Origin of the sequence: Dyella humi, from assembly GCF_044904605.1 — a bacterium.
Taxonomy (GTDB): Bacteria; Pseudomonadota; Gammaproteobacteria; order Xanthomonadales; family Rhodanobacteraceae; genus Dyella_B; species Dyella_B humi.
On sequence record NZ_JADIKI010000022.1, the window covers coordinates 990265 to 1013889 of the forward strand.

At 58.3% G+C, this 23625-nt stretch carries 23 protein-coding genes and 1 pseudogene; 14 read left to right on the forward strand and 10 right to left on the reverse strand.

Annotation, left to right across the window (positions count from 1 at the left end; genetic code table 11):
- Positions 1–176 precede the first annotated feature (176 nt).
- The 3 genes from ISP18_RS09335 to ISP18_RS09345 all read left to right on the forward strand — a co-directional run bounded on the left by ISP18_RS09335 (position 177) and on the right by ISP18_RS09345 (position 2799).
- The gene (locus ISP18_RS09335; RefSeq protein ID WP_380009917.1) at positions 177–1013 is read left to right on the forward strand and encodes an alpha/beta fold hydrolase; all 837 of its coding nucleotides are present in this window, start codon (positions 177–179) and stop codon (positions 1011–1013) included.
- Positions 1014–1165: 152 nt separating this feature from the next.
- Positions 1166–2419 (forward strand): MFS transporter, encoded by a 1254-nt coding sequence (locus ISP18_RS09340; RefSeq protein WP_380011005.1) that lies wholly within the window; start codon positions 1166–1168, stop codon positions 2417–2419.
- Positions 2416–2799: a VOC family protein gene (locus tag ISP18_RS09345; RefSeq protein ID WP_380009920.1), complete on the forward strand. Its 384-nt coding sequence runs from the start codon at positions 2416–2418 to the stop codon at positions 2797–2799. The genes ISP18_RS09340 and ISP18_RS09345 overlap by 4 nt, the downstream gene beginning before the upstream one ends.
- A gap of 30 nt (positions 2800–2829) precedes the next feature.
- Here the strand turns inward: ISP18_RS09345 and ISP18_RS09350 are convergent, their stop codons facing one another.
- Both ISP18_RS09350 and ISP18_RS09355 read right to left on the reverse strand, forming a co-directional pair.
- A complete protein-coding gene (locus ISP18_RS09350) occupies positions 2830–3732 on the reverse strand; it encodes a LysR family transcriptional regulator (RefSeq protein WP_380009923.1) in 903 nt (300 codons plus the stop codon).
- 212 nt (positions 3733–3944) lie between these two features.
- The gene (locus ISP18_RS09355) at positions 3945–5234 is read right to left on the reverse strand and encodes an alkaline phosphatase family protein (RefSeq protein ID WP_380009926.1); all 1290 of its coding nucleotides are present in this window, start codon (positions 5232–5234) and stop codon (positions 3945–3947) included.
- Positions 5235–5429: 195 nt separating this feature from the next.
- Here ISP18_RS09355 and ISP18_RS09360 point away from each other — a divergent pair, with 195 nt between their 5' ends.
- Positions 5430–5906: a nuclear transport factor 2 family protein gene (locus ISP18_RS09360; RefSeq protein WP_380011008.1), complete on the forward strand. Its 477-nt coding sequence runs from the start codon at positions 5430–5432 to the stop codon at positions 5904–5906.
- A gap of 251 nt (positions 5907–6157) precedes the next feature.
- Here ISP18_RS09360 and ISP18_RS09365 read toward each other — a convergent pair whose 3' ends face one another.
- The 4 genes from ISP18_RS09365 to ISP18_RS09380 all read right to left on the reverse strand — a co-directional run bounded on the left by ISP18_RS09365 (position 6158) and on the right by ISP18_RS09380 (position 10203).
- On the reverse strand, positions 6158–7402 hold the full coding sequence (locus ISP18_RS09365; RefSeq protein ID WP_380009929.1) for a TIGR03862 family flavoprotein: 1245 nt from the start codon (positions 7400–7402) through the stop codon (positions 6158–6160).
- A gap of 37 nt (positions 7403–7439) precedes the next feature.
- Positions 7440–7961, reverse strand: a complete 522-nt coding sequence (locus ISP18_RS09370; RefSeq protein WP_380009932.1) for a cupin domain-containing protein — start codon at positions 7959–7961, stop codon at positions 7440–7442.
- A gap of 191 nt (positions 7962–8152) precedes the next feature.
- Positions 8153–8692 carry a methylated-DNA--[protein]-cysteine S-methyltransferase gene (locus tag ISP18_RS09375; RefSeq protein WP_380009935.1) on the reverse strand — a complete coding sequence of 180 codons (540 nt, stop codon included), beginning with the start codon at positions 8690–8692 and terminating at the stop codon, positions 8153–8155.
- Complete coding sequence (locus tag ISP18_RS09380; protein ID WP_380009938.1) at positions 8689–10203, reverse strand: AlkA N-terminal domain-containing protein; 1515 nt, start codon at positions 10201–10203, stop codon at positions 8689–8691. Before ISP18_RS09380 ends, ISP18_RS09375 begins: the two co-directional genes overlap by 4 nt.
- 173 nt (positions 10204–10376) lie before the next feature.
- Between ISP18_RS09380 and ISP18_RS09385 the strand changes: the two genes are divergently transcribed.
- Entirely contained in the window at positions 10377–11993 is a 1617-nt protein-coding gene (locus ISP18_RS09385; RefSeq protein ID WP_380009941.1) for a tetratricopeptide repeat protein, read from the forward strand.
- Between the two features lie 79 nt (positions 11994–12072).
- Here ISP18_RS09385 and ISP18_RS09390 read toward each other — a convergent pair whose 3' ends face one another.
- The 3 genes from ISP18_RS09390 to ISP18_RS09400 form a co-directional block, all read right to left on the reverse strand.
- Positions 12073–12621 carry a cytochrome b gene (locus ISP18_RS09390; RefSeq protein ID WP_380009944.1) on the reverse strand — a complete coding sequence of 183 codons (549 nt, stop codon included), beginning with the start codon at positions 12619–12621 and terminating at the stop codon, positions 12073–12075.
- A complete protein-coding gene (locus ISP18_RS09395) occupies positions 12621–13661 on the reverse strand; it encodes a catalase family peroxidase (protein ID WP_380009947.1) in 1041 nt (346 codons plus the stop codon). Before ISP18_RS09395 ends, ISP18_RS09390 begins: the two co-directional genes overlap by 1 nt.
- Positions 13662–13875: 214 nt before the next feature.
- The gene (locus ISP18_RS09400) at positions 13876–14442 is read right to left on the reverse strand and encodes a hypothetical protein (protein ID WP_380009950.1); all 567 of its coding nucleotides are present in this window, start codon (positions 14440–14442) and stop codon (positions 13876–13878) included.
- A gap of 176 nt (positions 14443–14618) precedes the next feature.
- Here ISP18_RS09400 and hutU point away from each other — a divergent pair, with 176 nt between their 5' ends.
- The 7 genes from hutU (at position 14619) to ISP18_RS09435 (ending at position 20711) form a co-directional block, all read left to right on the forward strand.
- Complete coding sequence (hutU, locus tag ISP18_RS09405; protein WP_380009953.1) at positions 14619–16289, forward strand: urocanate hydratase; 1671 nt, start codon at positions 14619–14621, stop codon at positions 16287–16289.
- Between the two features lie 568 nt (positions 16290–16857).
- Positions 16858–17130, forward strand: a complete 273-nt coding sequence (locus ISP18_RS09410) for a hypothetical protein (protein ID WP_380009956.1) — start codon at positions 16858–16860, stop codon at positions 17128–17130.
- A gap of 71 nt (positions 17131–17201) precedes the next feature.
- Positions 17202–18290, forward strand: a complete 1089-nt coding sequence (locus tag ISP18_RS09415; protein WP_380009959.1) for a hypothetical protein — start codon at positions 17202–17204, stop codon at positions 18288–18290.
- Positions 18291–18384: 94 nt separating this feature from the next.
- Positions 18385–18645 carry a hypothetical protein gene (locus ISP18_RS09420; protein WP_380009962.1) on the forward strand — a complete coding sequence of 87 codons (261 nt, stop codon included), beginning with the start codon at positions 18385–18387 and terminating at the stop codon, positions 18643–18645.
- A gap of 82 nt (positions 18646–18727) precedes the next feature.
- On the forward strand, positions 18728–19153 hold the full coding sequence (locus ISP18_RS09425) for a hypothetical protein (protein ID WP_380009965.1): 426 nt from the start codon (positions 18728–18730) through the stop codon (positions 19151–19153).
- A 72-nt stretch (positions 19154–19225) separates the two neighbouring features.
- Entirely contained in the window at positions 19226–19645 is a 420-nt protein-coding gene (locus ISP18_RS09430) for an LIC_13387 family protein (protein WP_380009968.1), read from the forward strand.
- Positions 19646–19997: 352 nt separating this feature from the next.
- A complete protein-coding gene (locus ISP18_RS09435; protein ID WP_380009971.1) occupies positions 19998–20711 on the forward strand; it encodes a hypothetical protein in 714 nt (237 codons plus the stop codon).
- Positions 20712–20841: 130 nt separating this feature from the next.
- Here the strand turns inward: ISP18_RS09435 and ISP18_RS09440 are convergent, their stop codons facing one another.
- A complete protein-coding gene (locus tag ISP18_RS09440; protein ID WP_380009974.1) occupies positions 20842–22341 on the reverse strand; it encodes a hypothetical protein in 1500 nt (499 codons plus the stop codon).
- 241 nt (positions 22342–22582) lie between these two features.
- On the opposite strand from ISP18_RS09440, the pseudogene ISP18_RS09445 reads away from it, so the two are divergent.
- Both ISP18_RS09445 and ISP18_RS09450 read left to right on the forward strand, forming a co-directional pair.
- Positions 22583–22930: pseudogene (locus tag ISP18_RS09445) on the forward strand (ADP-ribosylation/crystallin J1); the annotation flags it as partial.
- 51 nt (positions 22931–22981) lie between these two features.
- The gene (locus ISP18_RS09450; protein WP_380011011.1) at positions 22982–23500 is read left to right on the forward strand and encodes an SLOG cluster 4 domain-containing protein; all 519 of its coding nucleotides are present in this window, start codon (positions 22982–22984) and stop codon (positions 23498–23500) included.
- The last annotated feature ends 125 nt before the right edge of the window (positions 23501–23625 follow it).

The following is a 23625-nucleotide window of genomic DNA, read 5'->3' on the forward strand; positions in this document are numbered from 1 at the left end:
CTCTCCCCTCCGGGGAGAGGGTTAGGGTGAGGGGACAAGGCTTGCGGGAAACCACACACCTGCATGCAAGTTTCGCTTTTTTTTTTTGCGATAAGCGTGCATCTGGCGAGGTTGGCCCCTCACCCCAGCCCTCTCCCCGGAGGGGAGAGAGAGTGACTACTCAGCGGAAAAACATCATGACCCACCCCACATCACGCTGGATCGACCTCGACTACGCCCGCCTATACGCGGAAGAAGCCGGCGAAGGTGATGCCATCACCATGCTGCACGGCTTCCTGGTCGACAGCGGCCAGTGGGACAACGAATTCACTGCGCTGGCGGATACACACCGCGTATTACGCTATGACGCGCGTGGTTTTGGCCGGTCCACCATCGAGCCAGGCAGCTATGCGCATCACCAGGATCTTGCCGCGGTGCTGGATGCCTGCGGCGTGCAACGTACCACTTTGCTCGCCTGTTCCGGTGGCGCCGCGACAGCGTTGGATTTCGCGCTTGCACAGCCGGAACGCGTCAGTGCGCTGATCCTCGTGGGACCCGGTTACTGGGGCCGGTTTGCCGATAGCACACCTGCCGCGCGCGCTTTTCTACAGGCCCTTGGCACCTTCGACGTGAGTGGACTGATCGACAGCTCGCTACGCGCATTTACCGATGGTCCACGCCGTGCGCAGAACGAAGTGGACCCGGCCGCGCGCAGGCACACGGAAGCGATGACCACGCACTTGTTCAAGCGGGAGGTGAGCTACTGGACGCGCGCGGCAGTGGCGCAGGATCAACGCACGCCAAAACCAAGCGCGCTGGAGCGCTTGCACGAGATCGATGTACCTGTCGTGCTGATCGTAGGCAGCGAAGACCAGATCGAAGTGCATCAGCTGTCCAAAGAACTGGCCGAAGGCTTACCGCATGCACGCATGTTCGTGGTGCATGGCGCTGGCCATCACGCCAACTTGGAAGCGCCCGCCCAGGTGCTTGGCATTGTGCGCAACGCTTTGTCGATGGCTGCGCTGATGGATTGATACGCGCCGGCTATCGAGCCGGATTTGCGGCGTTATCGACCGCCTACAGGCGCGGCTCTATGCTTGGGGTATTCGAAATGCCTCAGATGCTCCTCGGCGTCATTCCGGTCTTCGCCGGAATGACGGCAGGGCATCTACCAGCCCAAGTAGCCATGAGCGCCACCTTCTCCACCGACAACCTCATCCGCCACGGCACCCCAGCCTTCAAGCGCACCAACCTCGCGCTGTTCGCTGCAGGCCTGGCCACCTTCGGCTTGCTGTATTGCGTGCAGCCGCTGATGCCGCTATTCAGCCAGCACTATGGCATCAGCGCCGCCACCAGCGCCTTGTCGCTGTCGCTCACCACCGGCGTGTTGGCGTTCGCGATGCTGTTCGCAGGCGGTGTGTCCGATGCGTGGGGACGCAAGAAAGTGATGGTCGCCTCGCTGCTCTCATCCGCGGCGCTGGTATTGCTGACGGCGCTGATGCCGAACTGGTACACCTTGCTCACGCTGCGCACACTGCTGGGCATCACACTGAGCGGCTTGCCCGCGGTGGCGATGACTTATCTCACTGAGGAAATGCATCCCGAATCGATCGGCCTTGGTATGGGCTTGTATATCAGCGGCAGCGCGGTGGGCGGCATGAGCGGGCGATTGATCGCCGGCGTAGTGGCCGATTTTGCCGGCTGGCGTGCCGGTGTCGCTGTGGTCGGCGTCCTCGGCCTCGTATCCGGGCTGGTGTTCTGGAAAGCCTTGCCGCCGTCGCGTCACTTTCATCCACAGCCTTTGCAATGGCGCGCCTTGTTCGCGCGCTTCGCCGGTATGTTCCGCGATGCGGGTTTGCCATGGCTGTTCCTGGAAGGCTTCCTGCTGCTCGGTGCGTTCGTCACTGTGTACAACTATCTCGGCTACCGCTTGTTGGCACCGCCGTACAACCTAAGCCAGACCGTGGTGGGGCTGATCTTCGGCATTTATTTAGTCGGCACCTTCAGTTCGGCGTGGATGGGGCATCTTGCCGGCAAGCTGGGGCGGCGCAAGGTGTTGTGGACGGCGTTCGCACTGATGCTGTTTGGCGTGCTGTGCACGATGACTGCATCGTTGTGGTTGATCATTCTCGGCATCACCGCGATCACTTTTGGATTCTTCGGCGGCCATTCCATCGTCAGCAGTTGGGTAGGGCGGCGCGGTGGTGCTGCCAAGGCGCAGGCATCGTCGATGTACCTTTTCAGCTACTACATGGGTTCGAGCGTGGCCGGCTGGAGTGGTGGCTTGTTCTATGCAGCGGATAGCTGGCTGGGCGTGGCGCTGTTTGTCGGCGCGTTGGTACTGATCGGCTTGCTGGTTGCCCTGTGGTTGTATCGCTTGCCGCCATTGCCGCAACTCATTACGCCGCCCGCGCCGATGAGCAGGGGAGCGATGCCGTGAAAATCGATCGTCTGGATCACTTCGTGCTCACGGTCGCCGATATCGACGCGACCTGTGAGTTCTATACCCGTGTGCTTGGCATGCAGGTGGTGCAGTTTGACCAGGGCCGCAAGGCGCTCGCGTTTGGGATGCAGAAAATCAACCTGCATCAGCATCGCCACGAATTCGAGCCGAAAGCCAGGCAACCCACGCCGGGCTCGGGCGATTTCTGCCTGATCACGTCTGTACCGCTGGAACAGGTGATGGCGCATCTACACGCGTGCGGTGTAGCGATCGAAGAAGGTCCCGTGGCACGTACCGGCGCATGCGGTCCGATTCAGTCGGTGTACTTTCGCGACCCGGATAGCAACCTGATCGAAGTCAGCAATTATCCTGGCTAGGAGCCCGGCCGACTCAAGTCCGGCAGCCTCCTATCCCTTGCCGGTGGTGAGCAACTGGACAAAGCGCGGCACCAGCGGTGAGCGTTCGTCTTCGCGGTACACCACGTGGATTTCCGACATGGCGTTGGCGTCTGCCAGCGGTATGTAACTGACGCCTTCCACGTGGATGTGGTCGCAGGATTGCGGCAGGATCGCTACGCCGAAACCCGCCGCGACCAGCCCGATGATGGTGGAGGCCTCACGCGCTTCCTGCGAGATACGCGGCGCGAAACCGGCTTCACGACATAAGGTCATCACGTGTTCGTGCACGCCGGCGCCGGCACTGCGCGCGAACACCACGAAGGGTTCCTGCGCGAGTGCCTTGGTAGGCAGCTTGCCACGTGAGCCCACGCGTTTGAGTACAGGATGATCCGAGCGCACCACCGCCACCAGCGGGTCGCGGAACAGGCGCTTGGAAAGCAGCGTCTTCGGCAGCGTGCCAGGACGCAGAATGCCGACCTGCAAGCGTCGCTCGAGCAGCGCGTCGATCTGCTGCAGCGAATTCATTTCTTCCAGTTGCAGGTGCACGGCTGGGAAGCGTTGGCGAAAAGCGAAGATGGCGCCAGGAATGTCCTGCGACAGCGGTGTAGTGCGTGTGAAACCGATGCGCAACTCGCCCAGTTCACCGCGTTGCGCGCGCCGGGCCAGATCCACGGCATGATCTGTGCTCGCCAGAATTTCGCGCGCTTCCTGCAGAAACACGCGTCCCGGTTCGGTCAGTGCCACGCGGCGGTTGGTGCGTGTGAGCAGGCGTGCGCCAACGGCATCTTCCAACTGGCGGATCTGCTGGCTGAGTGGCGGCTGCGACATGCCCAACCGCTCCGCCGCCTTGCCGAAATGCAGCGTATCGGCGACGGCGACGAAGTAACGCAGGTGGCGGAGTTCGATGTTCATGCCGGTACTTTCGCTGTGCGGCGCGTAATGCTCAAGTGCTGCGCGATTTACTCCCTCTCCCCTCTGGGGAGAGGGCTGGGGTGAGGGGCGAACCTCGCGTGATGCATGTCGTGGCAAAACAGAGGCGCGCCCTGCGCGCGCTGATAGGGTTTCTGGCAAGCCCTGTCCCCCTCACCCCAACCCTCTCCCCGCAGGGGAGAGGGAGCTCATTGCTACGGCGCAGTTCCAGCCGCCTCCGCCTTCAACATCCCCTGCACATCCTCAAACTTCCCATCGCTGAACTTCGGCGTGATCCCCAACAAATGCGCCATCAGCGGATACACATCCACATTCGGGAAGCTATGGAACCGGATGCCGCTCTGGAACGCCGGCCCATGCGCCACGAACAGCGCTTGCATGAGCGGATCGGCATTGTCGTAGCCGTGTTCGCCAAGGCTGACGTGTCCATCTTTCTTGGCCAAGTAATCCGTGGTGGTGATGCGCCAACCCACGTTGGCCAGGCACACCAACTGCGGCACGCGCGCATTGGAGCCGTAGTTCAAGCGTGCGGGCACGCGCGTCTTGTCCCAGCACTGCATGTGCTGCTGCGGCTGTTCCATCTTTTCTTCGATGGCGTTGAAATCGTGCCCGCGCTTGGGATTGAAGCCGGCCACCTCGCCCAGGCTCACCTGTTCCACGTCGTCCAACGGGATCAACTTGTCGATCAGGATGCTGTTTTCCTTCGGCACGCTGGCCATGCCATGGTCGGCCAGCACGATGATATTGATCTTGTCGAGCAGGTCGCGCTGACGCAGCCCATCGACCAGGCGCGTCATCGCCTCATCGGTCTCACGCAGGGCCTGATTCACTTCCGGCGAATCCGGGCCGTGCATATGGCCTTCATGATCGACCGCGTCGAAGTACAAGGTGAGGAACATCGGGCGCTTGTCTGCCGGCAGATCCAGCCAGGCAAGGATCTGATCGACGCGCTGATCGGGCGTCACCTTGCCGTTGTAGGGTTTCCAATAATCCGGATGCTTGCCCTGGATATCCGCTTCGGAGCCAGGCCAGAACATGGTGGCAGTGCGCAGGCCGTTCTCATCCGCAGTCACCCATAGCGGTGTGGCCTGATCCCACCACAAGCCATTGCTCACCGCCTTGCGATCGCTCAGCGAGAACTTGCCCAACTGCGAGTCGACCATGGTGTTGTTGACGATGCCGTTATGGTCCGGAACCATGCCAGTAACGATGGCGTAGTGATTGGGGAAGGTCAGCGAGGGAAACGAAGGCTGCATCGAATCGGCATGCACGCCCGTGGCTACGAGTTGCTGCAGGGTAGGGCTGAAGCCGCGATCGATATAGTCGGCGCGATAACCGTCGATGGAAATCAGCAGCAGCGGCGCGGTGGCCTCTGCCTTGGCCTGCTGCGCCTTCGCTTGCGACGTTGGTGTAGAGGGATGAGTCGCGCAGCCAGCACCCAGGGCGACGAACGTGCAAAGCAGCAGGCGGGACAGGTATTTCATGGAGCAGGCAATCCGTTCGGTTAGATTGATAGCCGTCAATGATGACGCAGTTGTGTGACTAAATCAGCACGTCCAATGATAGGGATATGGGCCGTCTACAGCCGCAAGTTTTTATTGCGGGTCGATGGCGTTGCCATAGCCAGTCGGGTCTACAATTCGGGCTCCCCAAACCCCATCCGTTCGGAGCCGTCCCCCATGTCCGCGATCGAACAACGGCCACCTCTGCCCCCTTTTACCCGCGAAACCGCGATCCAGAAAGTTCGCCTTGCCGAGGATGCATGGAATACGCGCGATCCGGGCCGCGTAGCGCTTGCCTACACACCCCAAAGCCGCTGGCGCAATCGCGCCGAATTCATCAACGGACGTGACGCCATCGCCGCCTTTCTTACCCGCAAATGGGCACGCGAGCTGGAATATCGTCTGATCAAAGAGTTGTGGGCGTTCGAGGGCAACCGTATCGCCGTGCGTTTTGCCTATGAATGGCGCGACGATTCCGGCAACTGGTTCCGTTCCTATGGCAACGAGAACTGGCTGTTCGATGAAAACGGTCTGATGGCGGAGCGGCACGCGAGCATCAATGATTTGCCGATCGCTGAAACGGAGCGCAAATATCGCTGGCCGCAGGGGCGAAGGCCCGACGATCATCCTGGACTGAGTGATCTCGGTTTGTGATGGAGCAACATGGGGCACGCTTTACGTGAGGCTGAAGACTCGACGTTGATTCGTACGATTACCGAACTTTACGAAATACAGCCACTGCGCGGGCATCTTCATTCATGCCGGAAATTGGCTCCCTCCCCTGCTTGTAGGGGAGGGTTGGGGTGGGGTGAGTACTTGCCATGAACCCTTCCGCAAGTGTTCACCCCCTCCCAACCTCCCCCTGCAAGCAGGGGGAGGGGCTTATTCCATGCGATCTGAGGTGATTACGCGCTGCTGCCTTTCAACCATTTCGCCGCACCAAGCCCTGCGCGATAACCACTGGCAAAGCAGGCCGTCAGCAGATAGCCACCGGTAGGCGCTTCCCAATCCAGCATTTCTCCTGCGCAGAACACGCCGGGGAGAGTGATCAGCATCAGCGCATCGTTCATCGCTTCCAGCCGCACGCCACCGGCGCTGCTGATGGCTTCGGCTAGCGGGCGTGCCTGTTTCAGGCGCAATGGCAAACATTTGATGGTTCTGGCAAGGATATCCGGATCATTTCTTTGCGTCGGATCCAGCACTTCGTGCAGCAGTGCGGTTTTCACGCCAGCCAATCCGGCCTGTCGACGCAGATGTTCGCTGAAAGTACGGCTTCCGCGTGGTTTGGCAAGATCGTGACGGAGCCGATCCAGGCTGCGATCCGGTGCCAGATCCAGTTCCAGCGTGGCATGGCCTTGCGCGGCGATGGCGTCGCGCAATGAAGCTGATAGCGCATAGATCAGGCTGCCCTCGATGCCTGTTTCGGTGATGACGCATTCTCCCTGGCGCAGGTGCATGCTTCCATCGGCATCGCGCCAGTGCGCGGCGACTGGCTTCAACGGCGCACCGGCATAACGGGAAGATAGAAAGTCGCTCCAGCCTATGTCGAAGCCACAATTGGAAGGCTGTAGCGGTGCGACATCCACACCACGTTCCGTCAGCCAGGTTTGCCATGCGCCATCCGAGCCAAGTTGCGGCCAGCTGCCGCCGCCCAGTGTCAGCACTACTGCGCGCGCATGCACGAAGCTCTCGCCTTCCGCGGTAGCAAAATGCAGAGCACCATCATCGCGCCACCCCAGCCAACGATGATGCACGTGAAAACGCACTCCGCTTTCGCGCAAACGATGCACCCAGCCACGCAACAAGGGCGCCGCCTTCAAATCGCTGGGGAATACGCGCCCGGAACTGCCCACGAAGGTTTCCACGCCCAGACCGCGCGCCCATGCGCGCAATGCATCGGCGTCGAAATCATCCAACCACTGGCCAATGTCCCCGGCACGTTCACCGTAACGTTGATCGAACGCCGGACGCGATTCGCCATGCGTAAGATTCATGCCGCCTTTGCCGGCGATAAGAAACTTGCGCCCGACCGAGCCTTTTGCCTCGTAAAGGTCGACCTCGATGCCTTGCGCACGAGCCGTTTCGGCTGCCATCAATCCCGCGGGACCGCCACCAATGATGACCAGGCTGGAATGAGGTGATGCGGACATGCTTCAGCAGGAGGGCTAAGAGCGCGCATTGTAAGCGTTATGTGCCGTCTCCGCCCGGCGCCAATCGCCGAATCACGGCTTCATGTTCGGGATAGCGGCGTAGCAGTGTCTGCGTATCGGCCAACTCGAAGGCCTCGAATTCGAAACCCGGCGCCACCGTGCATCCCACCAGCGAATAGCCCTGTGAACCTTCACGCTCCGCCGCGAACCAGCATCCAGCGGGTACGACGAATTGAAATGCCGCATCTGGCTCGTGCAGCATGTTGCCGAGTCGTTGTACGGTCCATGCGCCGTGTTCGTCCAGCATGTGGATGAGTAGTGGATCACCGGCGTAGAAGTGCCACATCTCGTCCGAGTCGATACGGTGCCAGGCGGAATAGGCTTGGCCTTGCAGCAGGTAGTAAATGCCGGTGGATGCGTGGCGCTGTGTGCTGGTTCCGTCCGCTTTTGTTCGCGTAATACGTTCGTCACTGCGATAGGTTCGGCGGTAGAAGCCGCCTTCGGGGTGGGGCTGTAGATCCAGCTGTTTAATGATTTCAGCGACGTTGTTGAGGGTCATACAGCATCTTCTTTAGCGTAATAGAGATACTTGCCTCACCGTCATTCCGGCGAAGGCCGGAATCCAGTCTAATATGCCGCGCAAAGCGCACCGATTCTTAATTCAAGTGCTGCGCACGACGCATTTGAACTGGATTCCGGCCTTCGCCGGAATGACGATGAGGCACTTTATGGCGCACCGTTTGCTGGTTTTTATTGCGCCGCCTTTAGACTACCAACCGGCCCAAACAAATCCCCACGCACCACGCCATCCTCCATCGCCAACAAAAACCGCTTCGTCGGCAACCCACCACCAAACCCGGTCAAACTTCCATCCGCGCCAATCACCCGATGACAAGGCAACACAATCGGCAGCGGATTACGCCCATTGGCCGCGCCCACCGCACGCACCGCCTGCGGCTGACCGATGTACCGCGCGAGCTCGCCGTAGCTGATCGTACTGCCATAGGGAATCTTCGCCAGCGCCTCCCACACGGTGACCTGGAAATCGGTTCCCAGCGGATGCAGCGGCAAATCGAAGCTCTTGCGCGTGCCGGCAAAATATTCTTCCAGTTGCACGCGTGCAAAGGCGAGTCTGGCCGGATCGTGTTTCCAGGCCGGATCTGGCGCTTTCCTATGCTTGCCGGTTTCGAACCACACTTCGCGCAGCCCTTGCGCATCCGCCACCAGCAGTAGAGTGCCGATCGGCGTGGACAGTTGGTCAAACCAGATGGTGTCGTTCGAGGTATTCATGCCGTCGCTCTCCGTCGTGGCGTGACCGGTAATTTTGCCGGTTCGCTGACGCTTCGCCACAGATGCATTACTGCGTACGCGCGCCAGGGCCGCCACGCCTCGGCCAAGTGGGTCAATGCCTTCGTGCTGAGCATGTCGCCGTCGCGTGATGCGGCGCGTCGCAGGATCAGGTCGGCAGCGGGGAACGCATCCGGATGGCTTAGCGCGCGCATCGCCATGTAATGCGCGGTCCATTCGCCGATGCCCGGCAACGCTACCCAGCGCAGCACGAATTCATCCAGCGATTGTTCGACGCGGAAATCTACACGGCCATCGAGCACGGCGCGCGCCACGCCGCGAATGCTTTGCGCACGCGCAGTGGTAATGCCCAGCGCATTCAGATCGGCATCCGTCAATATCTCGGGCGAGGGGAACAAGCGTTCCAAACCAGGCGCCACCGGCGCAGACAATGCCTCGCCATAGCGATGCACGACGCGCGAGGCGAGCGTGCGCGCCGCCGCCACGCTCACCTGTTGGCCGAGAATGGCGCGCACTGCCACTTCAAAGCCATCCCAGCTGCCGGGCAGGCGCAATCCCGGCCGCTTGTGCAGCAAGGAGCGCATATGCGGCGTTACCTGGAACGCCGTCGCGATAGCTTGCGGATCCGCATCCAGGTCGAACATGCGCCGGATGCGCGTGACCACCGCCAACATCTGCACCGGTTGCGGACAATGCAATTGCAGACGCAGCGCGTTTTCCTCGCCAGGCCATGTGCTCAACCGCAGCCAACCCGGCGTCTCCGCGGGGCCGAATACACGCGAATAGCTTTCGTCGTCCACCACTTCAATGCCGGGCAACGCACGTCCGCGCAGAAAGGCCAACATCGCGGGGAAATCGTAAGGCGGACGATAGTTCAACCGTAGCGTCAGGCTGTCATCGCTGCCTGCATGTGGCCGTCGCCGTAATTCGCGCGGAGCGATACGGTTGGCCTGCGCGAAAGCCGCATTGAAGCGACGAAGGCTGCCGAATCCGGACGCGAGCGCCACATCGGTCACCGGCATGCGCGTTTCGGTCAGCAATTGCTTGGCGAACAGCAGACGCCGCGTAGTGTGCACGTCGATCGGCGGCGCACCCAGCCGTTCCACAAACAATCGGCGCAATTGTCGCGCTCCCACGCCGACCCGCCGCGCAAGCTCATCCACCGGATGATCCTGCAGCAGCCCACCTTCGATCAGCTTCAAGGCGCGCGTCACCACATGATCACCACGATGCCACGCGTCGTTGCCTGGCGCGAGCTCCGGCCGGCAACGCAGACAAGGCCGAAACCCGGCAGCTTCTGCCGCGGCCGCCGTCGTGTAGTACCTGACGTTCTCGCGCTTGGGTGAAGGTGAAGCCGGGCACACCGGCCGGCAATAAATGCGCGTGGTACTTACGGCGATGAAGAACAACCCGTCAAAACGTGCGTCGCGGCTCAGTCGAGCTCGTTCGCAGGTCTGCGGGTCCAGGGCGGGGAGGGGATGGATGTCCGACATGTGCTTACGGTAGCACCGTCTCTGTGGCAAAACTCGCCGTTTTCGGACATCAACATTTCTGGCCGCTCCGTGCGCCATGACGCATGCCCGGCGCGGTAGGTGCGCTCCGCCATTAGCCACATACCCCAACGGTTTGCTATATATCTGCGAAGGGATCATGCAGGGGATGCATCATGACTGTTCGCGAGAAGGGGCTGCTCGCAGGCCTGCTTGTGCTGCTTGGGCTGGGAGCCATATATCTACATGCCGGCGCACCGTGGCCTCAGTCCGTATCGCCGGCGAAGGCCGCTTCCATTGCGATCCATAAGAGGGTTCCTGTTCCATTGTGGCGGCCCGCACCCGAGCCTTTCACCAAGGACATCAAAGCCTTCGTTGCCTCTGTTAGGGAGGCGGAGAAACTGACCGATCCCGTGCAGCGCTGCCTGGCTTATCCCGATCCACCGGGTAGCCACTGGACGCATGACGCTGTTGTCGCGTATTGCCGGTATCGCTTTCAGCCGACCATAACCTTTGCCGAAGTCAAAGATCTGATCGAGCATGGGAAGGCGGCCGAACTGGATCGGCGCATGGACGAAGCATTGCAGGCACAGCTCACGCAGCCGGACGCGCGCGGGCGGCTCGACCACATCTTCTTGAATGATTTCAACGGTTCTTTCGCCACCCGAGAATTGCTCGACGCATGGAAGCGTAACTCGCCCAACAGTGCATACGCATATGCGGCTAGCGGTTATGCGTACGTTGAGATGGCGCATGCCCAGCGTGGCGGCCAATTTGCGCGTGATACGGCCCAGGAAAAGCTCGACGCGATGGATCGCCTCTTGCGTGAGGCCGATTCTGATCTGCAGCATTCCATCAGCTTGAATCCAAAGATAACGCCCGACTACGTGGCAATGATGCATGCAGCAGGCTTGGAATTCGGTGACGAGTACGCGAAGCGTGCGATCGCACTAGGGCTGAAAGCAGACCCTTTCAACTGGTCCATTTACAATGAAATGCTGTGGCTTGTGCAGCCGCAGTGGTTCGGCTCGCTTCACGCCATGCAGCGTGTTGCAGACTTGGCCTTGAAGCGCGCGAAGCAGAATCCATTGCTGTGGATGGAGAAGCAGGTTGTTGAACGTTATCAAACCAATGCAAGTGGCTGCGATTGCGCGCCGCCACCGCAAGCGGATCATTTTCCTGCTGCGTTCGATGAACTGGCGGCCAGCGGCGAACTTGCTACGGCCGGCAAGACAGCTGGCGAGCAAGGCAAGGCACCTGTCGCGGTGGTCTACCTTTCCGAGGCCATGCGCTTTCAGTCCGATGCGGAACAACTTCGTCGAAAGCGTGCCGAGCAACTTGCGCTCGTCGGCGAGCCGCAGATGGCACTCGACGAAGTCAATAAGCTGATCGCGGCGGCACCCAAGGACGAAAGCAACTACCAGGCGCGCGGCTACGTTTACCTTTACATGGGCGATACCCGCCGCGGTGAGCAGGATCTTGAAACCGCGCTGGCCATGAACCCGGATGACGATGAGGTGCTGGGAATGCTCGGTAATCTCTACAGCGGCCAGACGCAGGAGTGGGACAAAGCCTGGGACATCGCCGATCGCATCATCCGTAAGTACCCGAACAGTCCGGGTGGCTGGGTGATGCGAGCTACGATCCAGGAAACGCAGCCGCGCGCGGGCCTGGAAGATACTTATCACTACTTCCAGGCTCACTTCGGTAGCGATCCGGCCATGAAGTGGCAGATCGATCACATGCGTGAAGTGCTGGTCAAGACGACGCAGGTGGGTGCCTCAGGAGGGTAGGTTGGGATGGGCCCCGGATCATGATCCGGGCGAACCCCAACATCGCCACACACATTCCCATGTTGGGGTTCGCGTGCGCTCACCCCAACCTACGTCCGATGCCCGTCATGCTCGACAACACACCATCCCGCCGAATCAGTCCGTGATACAACGCAGCGCCCAAATGCGCGAGGAACGTGAGAAACAACAACATCGCCAGCCACGCATGCGCATGCCGCAAGATCGCAAAGGCTGCAGCATTCACTGGAAAAATCGGCGGCAATCGCAACGAATGGCTCAACATCACCGGATAACCACCCGCCGACAGCATGGCCCAGCCGACCAGCGGAATCGTCAGCATTAGCGCGTACAGCAAATAGTGCGATGCATACGCCGCGAGCTTTTGCACAGCCGGAAGATCGGCAGGCAAGGGCGGTGGCGGATTGCGCAGGCGTACGATCAGTCGCACTACGGCGAGCACGAATATCGCGATGCCCAACGGCTTGTGGATGGCGAGCAGCCAGCTATGTCGTTCGGAAACGGATGCCACCATACCCACGCCGATAAACAGCATCGCCAGAATCATCACCGCCATCAGCCAATGCAGCACGCGCGCGGTGGGTACGAATTGCGAAGATGGGCGCGTCATTACTTGGCCTCCGGCTTGTTGGCGGCAGCGGCAGTACCGGGAAGATGTGCTTCTTCGCTAGTGCGACGCAGGTACGAAGTGGCATAGGCAGCAGAGCGCGCGGGCAGTAGCGGATCGTCGGATATCTCGATGCCGTGTGGCAGCACCGTCGGGTCGTAGTTGATATCGCGACATTCACCGCTTTCCTGCGGCTCAGTGCTGGTGAGTACCAGCGTGCCGGCATCGATCTCGCGGCGATCCGCCGGCCATGCCTTGGTGGCGTCGTTGGTGGGATCACCAGGGTTGGCGAGCGTGACGATTAGCCGCCAGCGCTGCGGGTTTTGTGCAAGCCGCTGTGCAAGATCGGCATCCAGATAATCCGGATCGCTGCTGCCGATTGCTGCATCGCTCGCTTCCGACACCATGCGCCAACGCACCGCGTGTCGCTCGCCGTTCGCGTCGACGAACTCAAAAGCGTTCAAGCTCCAATAGCTTTCCGTGGCATAGCTTGCGGAAGGTTTCGCTGTCTTCACCCATGCGAGAAACGCGGCGGTTTCCGGATGCGCGGCAAAGAATGCGCCAAGCTTCGCGGGATTCGGTTTATGGGTGGAAGGATCGGGCTGCTGTGCTTGCAACTGCTCGAAGAAGGCTTGCGGCGTGGCAACCGGAAACACCGGCATGCTGTTCATGCCCGTGCGCCATTGCTGGCCGTTCGCTTGGGTAAAGCGCAATGCCATGCTGCGGATAGGCACGCTGCTGTCGGGTGCGTAAGGATTGCCGCCTGGAACCGCAAAACGGCCGACCACTGGCGTGCGTCCCGCTGCAAACACTTCCGCGGCCGAATACGGTTGCGCCTGACCGTTGCTGTCGAAATAGCCGGCTACGCACACGCCTTTGGCGTGATTGCGGCGATAACCAGGAAACACCCCCGCATTCGCCTGCAACTGATTGACCAGGCGCTGCGCGGTGAGCCGCTGTGGCGTAAGCAAGCCGCCGACATAGCCGAGGGCAAGCACGGCAACGAGAAGCACCACGGCGATAAGCGCGAATCGCAGAAACATGCGACTGCCGGAAAGGGGAGGTGGGGCATGCATGGATCACGTCCTGGAAAAAAAATGGATGAGACTGCTTACTTTCGAACATTGCTGGTCTGCGGTTACATTTTTCGCGCACGCATCTCAACGTAGGCACAAAAGTGCTTGGTCAGCCAAACGCCGGACATGCGCCGGACGTGTCAATAGCGAAACTGCCGGGCTGCAGTTTCCTGAGTGCCGGTTATTTCACCGGGGCCATCAAATGCTGATAGGGCGTTCCTGCCCACATGACATAAGGCATTGATGTATCCGGATCCGCACTCTTCGGATACATGTCGTAGAAAGCCGGATCGGCCCCCACGATCATGAAATGCGGTCCGGTTTTGATCCAATGGTTGCTCGGCAGCGGTTTCTTTGCGTAAGGATCGGTATTGCTGGCATCCGTGCCGCCTTCGAGCATGTACATCACGCCGATCTTGCCGGTCGGCGGCGGCTTGTGGGCCATCCATGCCTGCGCCCATTCCATTGCATTCTTGTCCATGCACATCGGGTCCGGACCGGGCGTGGCCGGGTTGTCCGGCATGCACGTAAAACCGTTGCTGCCTGTGCGCAAAGTGCGCATCGTGCCATCGGCCTCCACGGCGACGATGGTTGCCCCCTTGGCGACACCTGGTGGTGCTGCCCGCATGGCGCTGGCAATGAGTTGAGCATCACTGGGCATTTGCTTGTCGGCTGCCAGCACTGCGCTTGTGGCAACGAGCATGGCAGCGACGGCGGCAGTCCGGTACTTCGAGCCTTTCGCACTCATAAGGCCTCCCGCATCGGTTGAGCAGGCCAAACCCGGATTCCGTCCGCGAGTCTGGGCGCCTGTCAAAGGTGTGTCAATTGGCCGTGGGACGCACTGGTTTTTGCCGCACCGCAGTTGGCGGCTTCCAAACGGGACGACCATAATGAGCGTTTCCCATCGCAGTCGTAGGAACCCCGATGAACGCCCCCACCCGCATCGACACCTCCCGCATCATCCACGCCCCGCGCGGCACGGAGCTCACTTGCAAAAGCTGGCTCACCGAAGCGCCGTACCGCATGATCCAGAACAACCTGGACCCGGCCGTAGCGGAAAACCCCGCGGAGCTCGTGGTATACGGCGGCATCGGCCGCGCCGCGCGCAACTGGGAATGCTTCGACGCCATCCTGCGCGCCCTGCGCGAACTCAACGACGATGAAACCCTGCTGGTGCAATCCGGCAAGCCGGTGGGCGTATTCCCCACTCATCCCGATGCGCCGCGCGTGCTGATCGCCAACTCCAACCTGGTGCCGGCCTGGGCGAACTGGGAGCACTTCAACGAGCTCGATAAGAAGGGCCTGATGATGTACGGCCAGATGACGGCCGGCTCGTGGATATACATCGGCTCGCAAGGCATCGTGCAAGGCACCTACGAAACCTTCGTGGAAATGGGCCGCCAGCACTACAACGGTAGCCTCAAAGGCAAATGGATTCTCACCGCGGGCCTCGGCGGCATGGGCGGCGCGCAGCCGTTGGCCGCCACGTTGGCCGGCGCATGCTCGCTCAACATCGAATGTCAGCAGAAGAGCATCGACTTCCGCCTCAAGACGCGTTACGTCGACGAGCAGGCCACCGATCTCGACGACGCACTCGCGCGCATCGAGAAATACACCAAGGCCGGCGAAGCCAAATCCATCGCGCTGCTCGGCAACGCCGCCGACGTGTTGCCCGAACTCGTGCGCCGCGGCGTAAAACCCGATGCCGTCACCGACCAGACCAGCGCACACGATCCGGTGAACGGCTACCTGCCGCAAGGCTGGACGGTGGAACAATGGTTCGAACGCCGCAAGACCGATCCCGCCGGCACCGTCAAAGCTGCCAAGCAATCCATGAAGAAACACGTGGAAGCCATGCTCGCCTTCCACGCGCAAGGCATTCCCACCTTCGACTACGGCAACAACATTCGCCAGATGGCGAAAGACGAAGGCTGCGCCAACGCCTTCGACTTCCCCGGATTCGTACCCGCCTTCGTACGTCCGCTGTTCTGCCGTGGTATCGGCCCGTTCCGCTGGGTCGCGCTCTCCGGCGATCCGGAAGACATCATGAAAACCGACGCCAAGGTGAAGGAACTGATCCCCGACGATCCGCACCTGCACAACTGGCTAGACATGGCCGAAAAGCGCATCAGTTTCCAGGGCTTGCCCGCGCGCATCTGCTGGGTTGGCCTTGGCCAGCGCCACAAACTCGGTTTGGCCTTCAACGAAATGGTGCGCAAAGGCGAACTGAAAGCGCCCATCGTGATTGGTCGCGATCACTTAGATTCCGGCTCCGTCGCCAGCCCCAATCGCGAAACCGAAGCCATGAAAGATGGCAGCGATGCGGTAAGCGATTGGCCGTTGCTCAACGCATTGCTCAACACCGCCGGCGGCGCCACCTGGGTGAGCTTCCACCACGGCGGCGGCGTGGGTATGGGTTACAGCCAGCACAGCGGCGTGGTGATCGTGTGCGATGGCACGGAAGCAGCCGACAAGCGTATTGCACGGGTGCTGTGGAACGATCCTGGTACCGGCGTGATGCGGCATGCGGATGCGGGGTATGACATTGCTGTGCAGTGTGCGAAGGAGCAGGGGCTGAAATTGCCGATGATTTGACCCTGCGATTTCAAACAGGTTGGTTCGACATTACACCCTCGCTTTTGAGGGTGTAATTTTTTATGGGGCGGATTTGGCGTATAAACGGGGAGTGGAGCGGCGCGTGATTGCGTGCTGCAGGGGATAAGCTATTGAATTTCGTTGGATCCCTCTGCGAACGAGTGCGTTTGTTCGGGGTGCTTCGACGCGCAACACCTCTTTTTTAAGGCCGAATAAGAGTTAGGTATAAGGAGATTAGAGTGCGAATCCTAGTTTCTTCTGGCAAGGCGTTCCTAAGTGCTTTCCTTGCTGTCGTTGTGGCCATGTTGGTACTCAGCTTGTTTTCTGCGCACGCATTTCAGCTCTGGGCTGCTGTTGGAATCGCAGCCGGTATTGCAATAGCTGATGGTGTCCGCACATGGCGGCCGCTATCACCAAATGCCTTCGCATTGCTCGTGGGAGTTTTAGCAGCAACGGGCTCCGCGGTTGGCACGTGGTTTTCGCTACACATCTAATTAGTCAATCAAGCGGACGCCTACAGTGCCGCTTAACTCAGGCGCTAGACATCATCAGCAAGGAGATGCAATAAATGTCACCCCGGATGTGGTTCACACTGGTACTGCGCTATCTCGGTGCTTATGAAATTTTCAGCGGCTTAAATAATTTTGTCACAGCGTACAACGTTCATGAAGGCTACTACTCAATCGGTGCTTCTGCGCTGGCATATGTGAACCATGGGGTCGCAAGTGCTGCTGTTGGCGCAATCGTTCTGCTTGGAGCAGCAAATATTTCTGCGCTCCTCGTTTCCGCATTGCCATCAAAGCAAACGGAGTCGAGTAATACCGCGCCGTCAAATGTCTAGCAATTTGTCCAAACGCACGTCTCCGGCGCCGCTTAACTCAGGCGCTAGCTTCCTTTACATGAGGTCAGATTATGGACCAACAACTCGATTCGCAGTCCTCTTCAGAGCAAGGTGCCAGAAGGCCGAATGCACTTGTCTTCATCAGCCATGATTCGCGGGACGCCGAAATTGCAGAAGCTTTCAGCCGACTCATTGGCAGTGTTAGTGCTGGTGTACTCAAATCGTTTCGCTCTTCGGACAAAAAAGGAAATCAAGGCATTGAGTATGGAATCGAGTGGTATCCGGAAATCATGAAGAAGCTAGAAGCCGCTTCAGATGTCGTGTGTTTGCTCACTCCCTACAGCATTAATCGCCCGTGGATACTGTTTGAAGCAGGTGTCGCAAAGGGAAAATTGAACACCCCAGTTCAAGGTATAGCTCTCGGTGTTCCTCTTGCAGCCGCGGCGTCGGGGCCGTTTGCGCAGTTTCAGAACCTAGACGATGAAGTGGATTCCCTTACACGACTTGTCATTCAGCTTGTGGGCCGTATTCCTGGTGCTGAGCCAGACCGCGATGTAGTCAAGATGCAGGTGGAAGCGTTTAAACAGAAAGTTGCGCCGCTTCTGGAAAAACAGAAGTTGCCTCAAGATAAGAATTCTGATGAAAAGAAGGAAGAGGCATCGGTTGCAAAGATATTCGAGGAAATAAAGGTAATGTTCCAGGATCTACCAGGTCGTATTGAGCGGAGGGTGGACCCGGAAAATTCCATTAATCGAAAACGCATGCGACGAATGCATCCGGGACTTATGGATGAAATGTTGCACATGACGAGTAAGGAGCTCGGCGACAACCTTGGAATACTAATTATTAGTAGTTTCTTCAAAGAGGATTTCCCATGGCTATACGATGTGGGCGCCGAAGTCTATAGGAAATTGGAATCGGGCCATCCCGACGCGGCTGATGCTCTGAAACGTTTTATCATGCTCATTGATCGAATGACTCATCATCCAATGATGTGGGAAATGCAAGAAAGGTCAAAGGATAAGCGATTTGAGTTTGAGGAAATGATGATGTTCTCCCGTCACACGCTCGGGCGAATACTGGACCACGTCGGGAAAACTAACCAGAGTTTGACACGGACGCGGGCACGAGCGAAAAAAATACCCGCGCCGGTTAGCTAGCTTGTAGGCCGGGATGCAATCCCAGGATCGCTGCAGGGTGAAACGAAAGCTTGGATTGACATCCCAGCCAACGAGCTAAGGTGTTAGAAGTGAAATGATTCATTTCGTATTGACACGCAAAGGTTACGATCAGCTCAAAGCTAGCTTTGGCACGTTTCCCTTTGCGATCTGGGTTAACAACGGGGTTCTGTCCGATGGTGAGTTAGTTGAACTTCGCGCCCAAGGGGTTTCTGTCACAAACTTCACCATAGCAATCGATCTTAGTGACCCATTAGACGTTGCTGGTGCCATTGATACTATTCAACAGCACCATCCGAACCAGTCAATCTGGGTCGAGCATGGGTTCGGCTTCTAGCTATTCGTCCAAGCGGACGCTTTCGTCGCCACTTAACACAAGGGCTAGGCATTCCTCCATCACATCGATATCGAGGTGCGCAATGTCCGAGGTATCAACATTCCGTTTGTACGTACTGAGAGCCGCGTACTTACTGATTGCGGTCGGGCTCGCCTTCATGGTCTGGCCAAAGATGATTCAACATACCGATGCGTGGGCTCTGAAGTATGGCGATACGTTCGGCCTGCTTGCTGGCGTGCAGGTCTTGGCTATGTTGGGCGTCAGATATCCCATCAAGATGCTGCCGCTGCTCTTCTTCGAGCTGACGTGGAAGTCAATATGGTTGCTTGCCATCGCTCTCCCTTTATGGCGTGCCAACCAGATCGATCCGGGAACCGCCGAGTCCATACAGGCTTGCGTCATGGGGGTGGTGATTTCTGTAGTCACCATTCCCTGGCGGTACGCTTGGGCGAAATTCGTGCGCGAATCTGGAGACAGTTGGCGATGGAGCACCCGGAATACCCAATAACGCGCTCCAGTCGGGGTCCGGCTCGCTGCTGAGTGCTGGCGTTAGGTATCTCGAACAATAGGATCCATGCATATGAAACCATCACTTCTATTGCGAGTCGCATCAATCCTCACACTCCTCTTCGCCGTGGGACACTCCCTGGGTGGCTTGAGCCTCTGGTCTCCTGCGGGAGAAACAGAAGTGCTTGGCGCGATGAGATCCTTTCACTTCGATGCTTCGGGCGTCAGCCGAACGTACTTAGACTTCTACCTCGGTTTCGGTTTCATCTTAAGCGTCTACCTGCTGGCACAGGCGGTTGCCTTGTGGCAATTGGCATCGCTTGCAAGGGTTGATGCAAATCGCGTTCGCCCACTAATAGGCACTTTTTTTCTGGCATCGGTGGCATCTGCATTCTTGTCTTGGAGATATGTTTTCTTGGTCCCGGTCGTTTCGTTCCTTGTCATCGCCGTCTGTCTTGGGCTAGCGTTCTATGCTGCGGGCAAGAGCTCGTAGGCTGGGATGCAATCCCAGCATCGCTACAGGGTGAAACGGAAGCTGGGATTGGCATTCCAGCCTACGAGCTTTAGTCATTGCGGCCCGAGTAGCCTTTCCTCATCCGAGTGGTATTGTCGTGGCGCTTCGCAGCTTCTTATCGCCGGGTACGGGGTCTTTCTAGCTTCTGCAGTGCTTGCGGGCATTGCCATCTGGCTTTGTTTTAAGCGTCGTGGCAGGCTCTAACTGTTCGTCCAAGCGGACGCGCGTACCGCGCCGCCTAACTTAGGCGTTAAATGCTTACAGTCCTTCGCAAACTGGAAAGCCGAATACCTGGTCACCTGCCAAAGGCTTGGGTAACGGGTATTTTACTGTGGGGTTTCGCGGCACTGCTGATGTTGCCAGCGTTCTTATTTCTCGAGCTTGGGTGGGATGGCGCTTACATGGTCGTTTTTGGCGCAATCTTTCTGTCAGCTTTGGCTGGCATGGGCTGCGTAGCATGGCTCGTTTCAGAGCGTATTTCTGGTCAAGTAACATCATGGCGCAGGTAGCGTCTAACTATTCATTCAAGCCGACGCCTACGGCGCCGCTCAACTCCAACGTTAGGAAACATATGCGCTTTGCAATTTATTTGGCATTCGTATCCATGCTGGCTTTAATGTCGTCAAGCGTGCTTGCGCACCACGGGTGTTACAACATGTCGTGCGATTCGATGCAGGCATGTAAGGAATCAGCTGGCTGGATACTTGAGGGAACGGTAACCAATATCATTTCCACGGGCGGGCAACAAGAATGCGAGACAGGGCCCGGCAATCCTTCGTGCGGCTATGTCGAAAATCCTGAGATCATCGAACTATCCGGTGTAGTCGTTGTGAAAGGTCTATATAAAGTTGATGCACACGCTACAACCAAAGTTTCCCGAAAGGACGCATGCTTTTCTGGGCCACTAAGCGTGACCAATAGCAAGCCAGAACTTCAATTGTTGAACCGAAAAGTTCGCGTTTTTGGCAATTCGGATACCGCGCCACCTTATGTCAAAGAAGGCTATTTTCTGATTGAGCCAATGGAAGATAATCGTAAATCCTGATTCCATAAGGAGCACCTCTGCATCTACGGCAATGACGTTTCTTATCCTTAGCTATCGGGCGTGAATCTACTGCCGGGTGCTTTAGAGAATTCGTAGTGCCTACCCAGGCTGTGCGAAAGGGGCGCATCGCTCAATGGATGGGATGTTTCACAACGATCCGGTTCACGGAAAATGGAGGCAGCACAAAGCTGCGACCATCGAAGGCATGCGTCTCATGCGTCAGCACATGCTCTGAGGTAACCATCGTCGTCAAAGTAGGCGCATAGAGACTTTCCATGGTCCCTTGCCCCATTCCTAGGTATCGCAACGTCAACGGCCGAGACGAGAGGTTGATGAGAATCCATTGGTTCGTTTCTCCTGTTAGTGCAATGCCGGTAACCGAGGGATACGGTGCCCCTGACTTCGGACGGACCATGGGTGCTTCGGGAAACGCAATCGAGTAGACAGATTTTGCCTGCTTTAGGGCACCGCCGAAGAGCGCATAGGCTTGCCCCGTGGCGGTCAAGTCACCGTAGGTCGCATGAAAGGTCATGCTTTTGCTTTGACAAGCATTCCAATACGACGACGTGTTCTGAAACATCAGCGAACTAGTGCTTCCCGTGATGTTGTAAAGCTCGATCTGGTCGATAGACGGCGTCGAGAGGAACTGGATGGCCATCTGGGCCTGATAGAGCGCTTCGAGCCAAGTGCCCGTTAATTGCGCTTTGGAGGTGCAGTCCTGCAATCCTCCAAACTCGGTCACCCATACACGAAGTTTGGCTTTCTCGATCGGGTGCAATTCACCAGCGACGATCTTCTCCCAATCGGTGAACACATTGCTCAGCACCGCGTCCGGAGAGGTCCCATCCCATATCCCGCCATCGATGATGCTGTCATAGCGATGCAGCGTGACGGCGTCCACATCATGGATCTTGCCGACAACGGCGCCGTTCCAGTTCTTGGTGCGCGCATCGCCTGAAGAAGGAATGGACCCTACGGAGGCGATTTGGGCACGGGGATATTCTTGCTTCAGGCGCGCAGTCCACTGATTCATTTCAGTCGCATAGTCGGCGGCTGCGGGAAAGGCCTGATCGTGGTCCGGTGAACTCCAGAAAAATTCGTTACCGAGTTCTAGGTCTCCAACAGGAAGTTTCATGCCATGTGCTGCATCCAGCATGCGAAGCTGGTTCGCGATGCCTTGCGAAAGATTGGCACGATGCAGGATCGCATTGTCCAGCGTCATGACGTTCAAGTTGTAGATGGGGTAAGCCCCGGTGGCGCGAGTGAGATTGAGCAGGGCACTCAGGGTGTCTTGCGTCTGACTGGCCTTGCCCAGCGGGTAAACGGCTCCCTTCTGCCAGTCCCAGTAGTTGCCCACATCGCCACCAGGAAAGCGGATGGCCTGAATGCCGACCTCTTTAACCGCTCTTTGCAGCATGGGATCGGTCCACGAGAGGACCGGAGGAGTCATATAGCTGTTCTCGATGTTGACGCCAAAGAAGTGCGGCGAGACCCCATGAGGTGACGAAGTCCTCTTGGGTAAATCGGAGCTCTGTGCGATGGATGCAGAGCACGCGCATAGAAGTGCACATCCTGTTGCGATCACACGGGAGAAGACGATGAGCTGACGTTTGCGGTTCTGGCGATCCATAGCTTCCCTCTGCGTTGATTTTTGACCAAAGCGAAAAGGCTAACGCTCACCAACTCCATTTAGGGGGTAAGGCGGCTCTCGAAGTATGCGCTCATGAAGATGGCGAGCATCTTTCAGCCACTGACGGTGACGTTGACAGCGGGAACAGGTTTGGAAGCTGATGCGTTGACCGTCGTGTGGAACGCCATTTATCGTGCGTACCTGAAGCGACGCTCAAACGCTCCACAAGGACATAAGGCAAATGATCGAAAGCGAGGCCACGGTGGTTTTGTTCCGGCCAGTGGGGCCGGAGGAACTCGAGTTGCTCCGGCAAGGCGGATTTCGTCGCTGGCCTCCCAGGCTTCCAGAGCAACCCATCTTTTATCCCGTTACCAACGAACGCTATGCATCCGAAATCGCCGAGCGCTGGAACGTCGCGGACAGCAAATATGGCGCCGTGACTCGCTTTAAGGTACGGGCCGACTTCATGTCGAAATATTCCATCCAGCAGGTGGGTGCCTCTCACCATACGGAATGGTGGGTGCCGGCAGAGGAACTTGAGGCGCTGAACGACAATATCGTTGGCGTCATTGAAGTGATACGCGAGTACGGTCCTTTGATGCCCCTAATGCATTGCGTTTTCCCTAAGCCAAGAGAAAACATGATCAACAAGATTCGTCGACCTCAGGTTTGCGTGTTGGGAAGCGCGGAACCAGGATCCAAGGCATACGACTTGGCTGGACATGCTGGGGAACTGCTTGCTCGCTTGGGAATTACCATTGTCAGTGGATGTGGTAGTCCAGCTACCCGTATTGCAGCGGAGCGGGGGCATGTGGCAGGTGGTTTGGTGGTGAGCATCATCACAGATTCGGAGATGCCTGCGTCGGACTGGCCAGCAACGGTTGTCATCCCGAGCGGAATGGGCGATGCGAGAAATCTGCTTATGGCGCTCGCCGGTGACGCATGCATTGTCATAGGAGGTCGTGCGGGCACGATCTCTGAGGTCTGTCTTGCGTGGCTGCATCACCGACCATTGCTGCCACTCGTTGGCTGTGGTGGTTGGTCCGATGGGTTGTTGAAGAATCCACCGGATGAAAGGAAGAACTCGCCAATACTCCCCTGGGGTTCCATGGATGAGCTTGAGACTCAACTGAAAGCGTTGAACTTGGTCAACCCGTAGGCTGGGATGCAATCCCAGCAATTCGTCGGATAGAAGCTGGGATTGGCATCCCAGCCTACGGCCTACGATCCTGAGATTTCAGCCCACGCGCCAAGATCAAAATGGATTCCCGCCTTCGCGGGAAT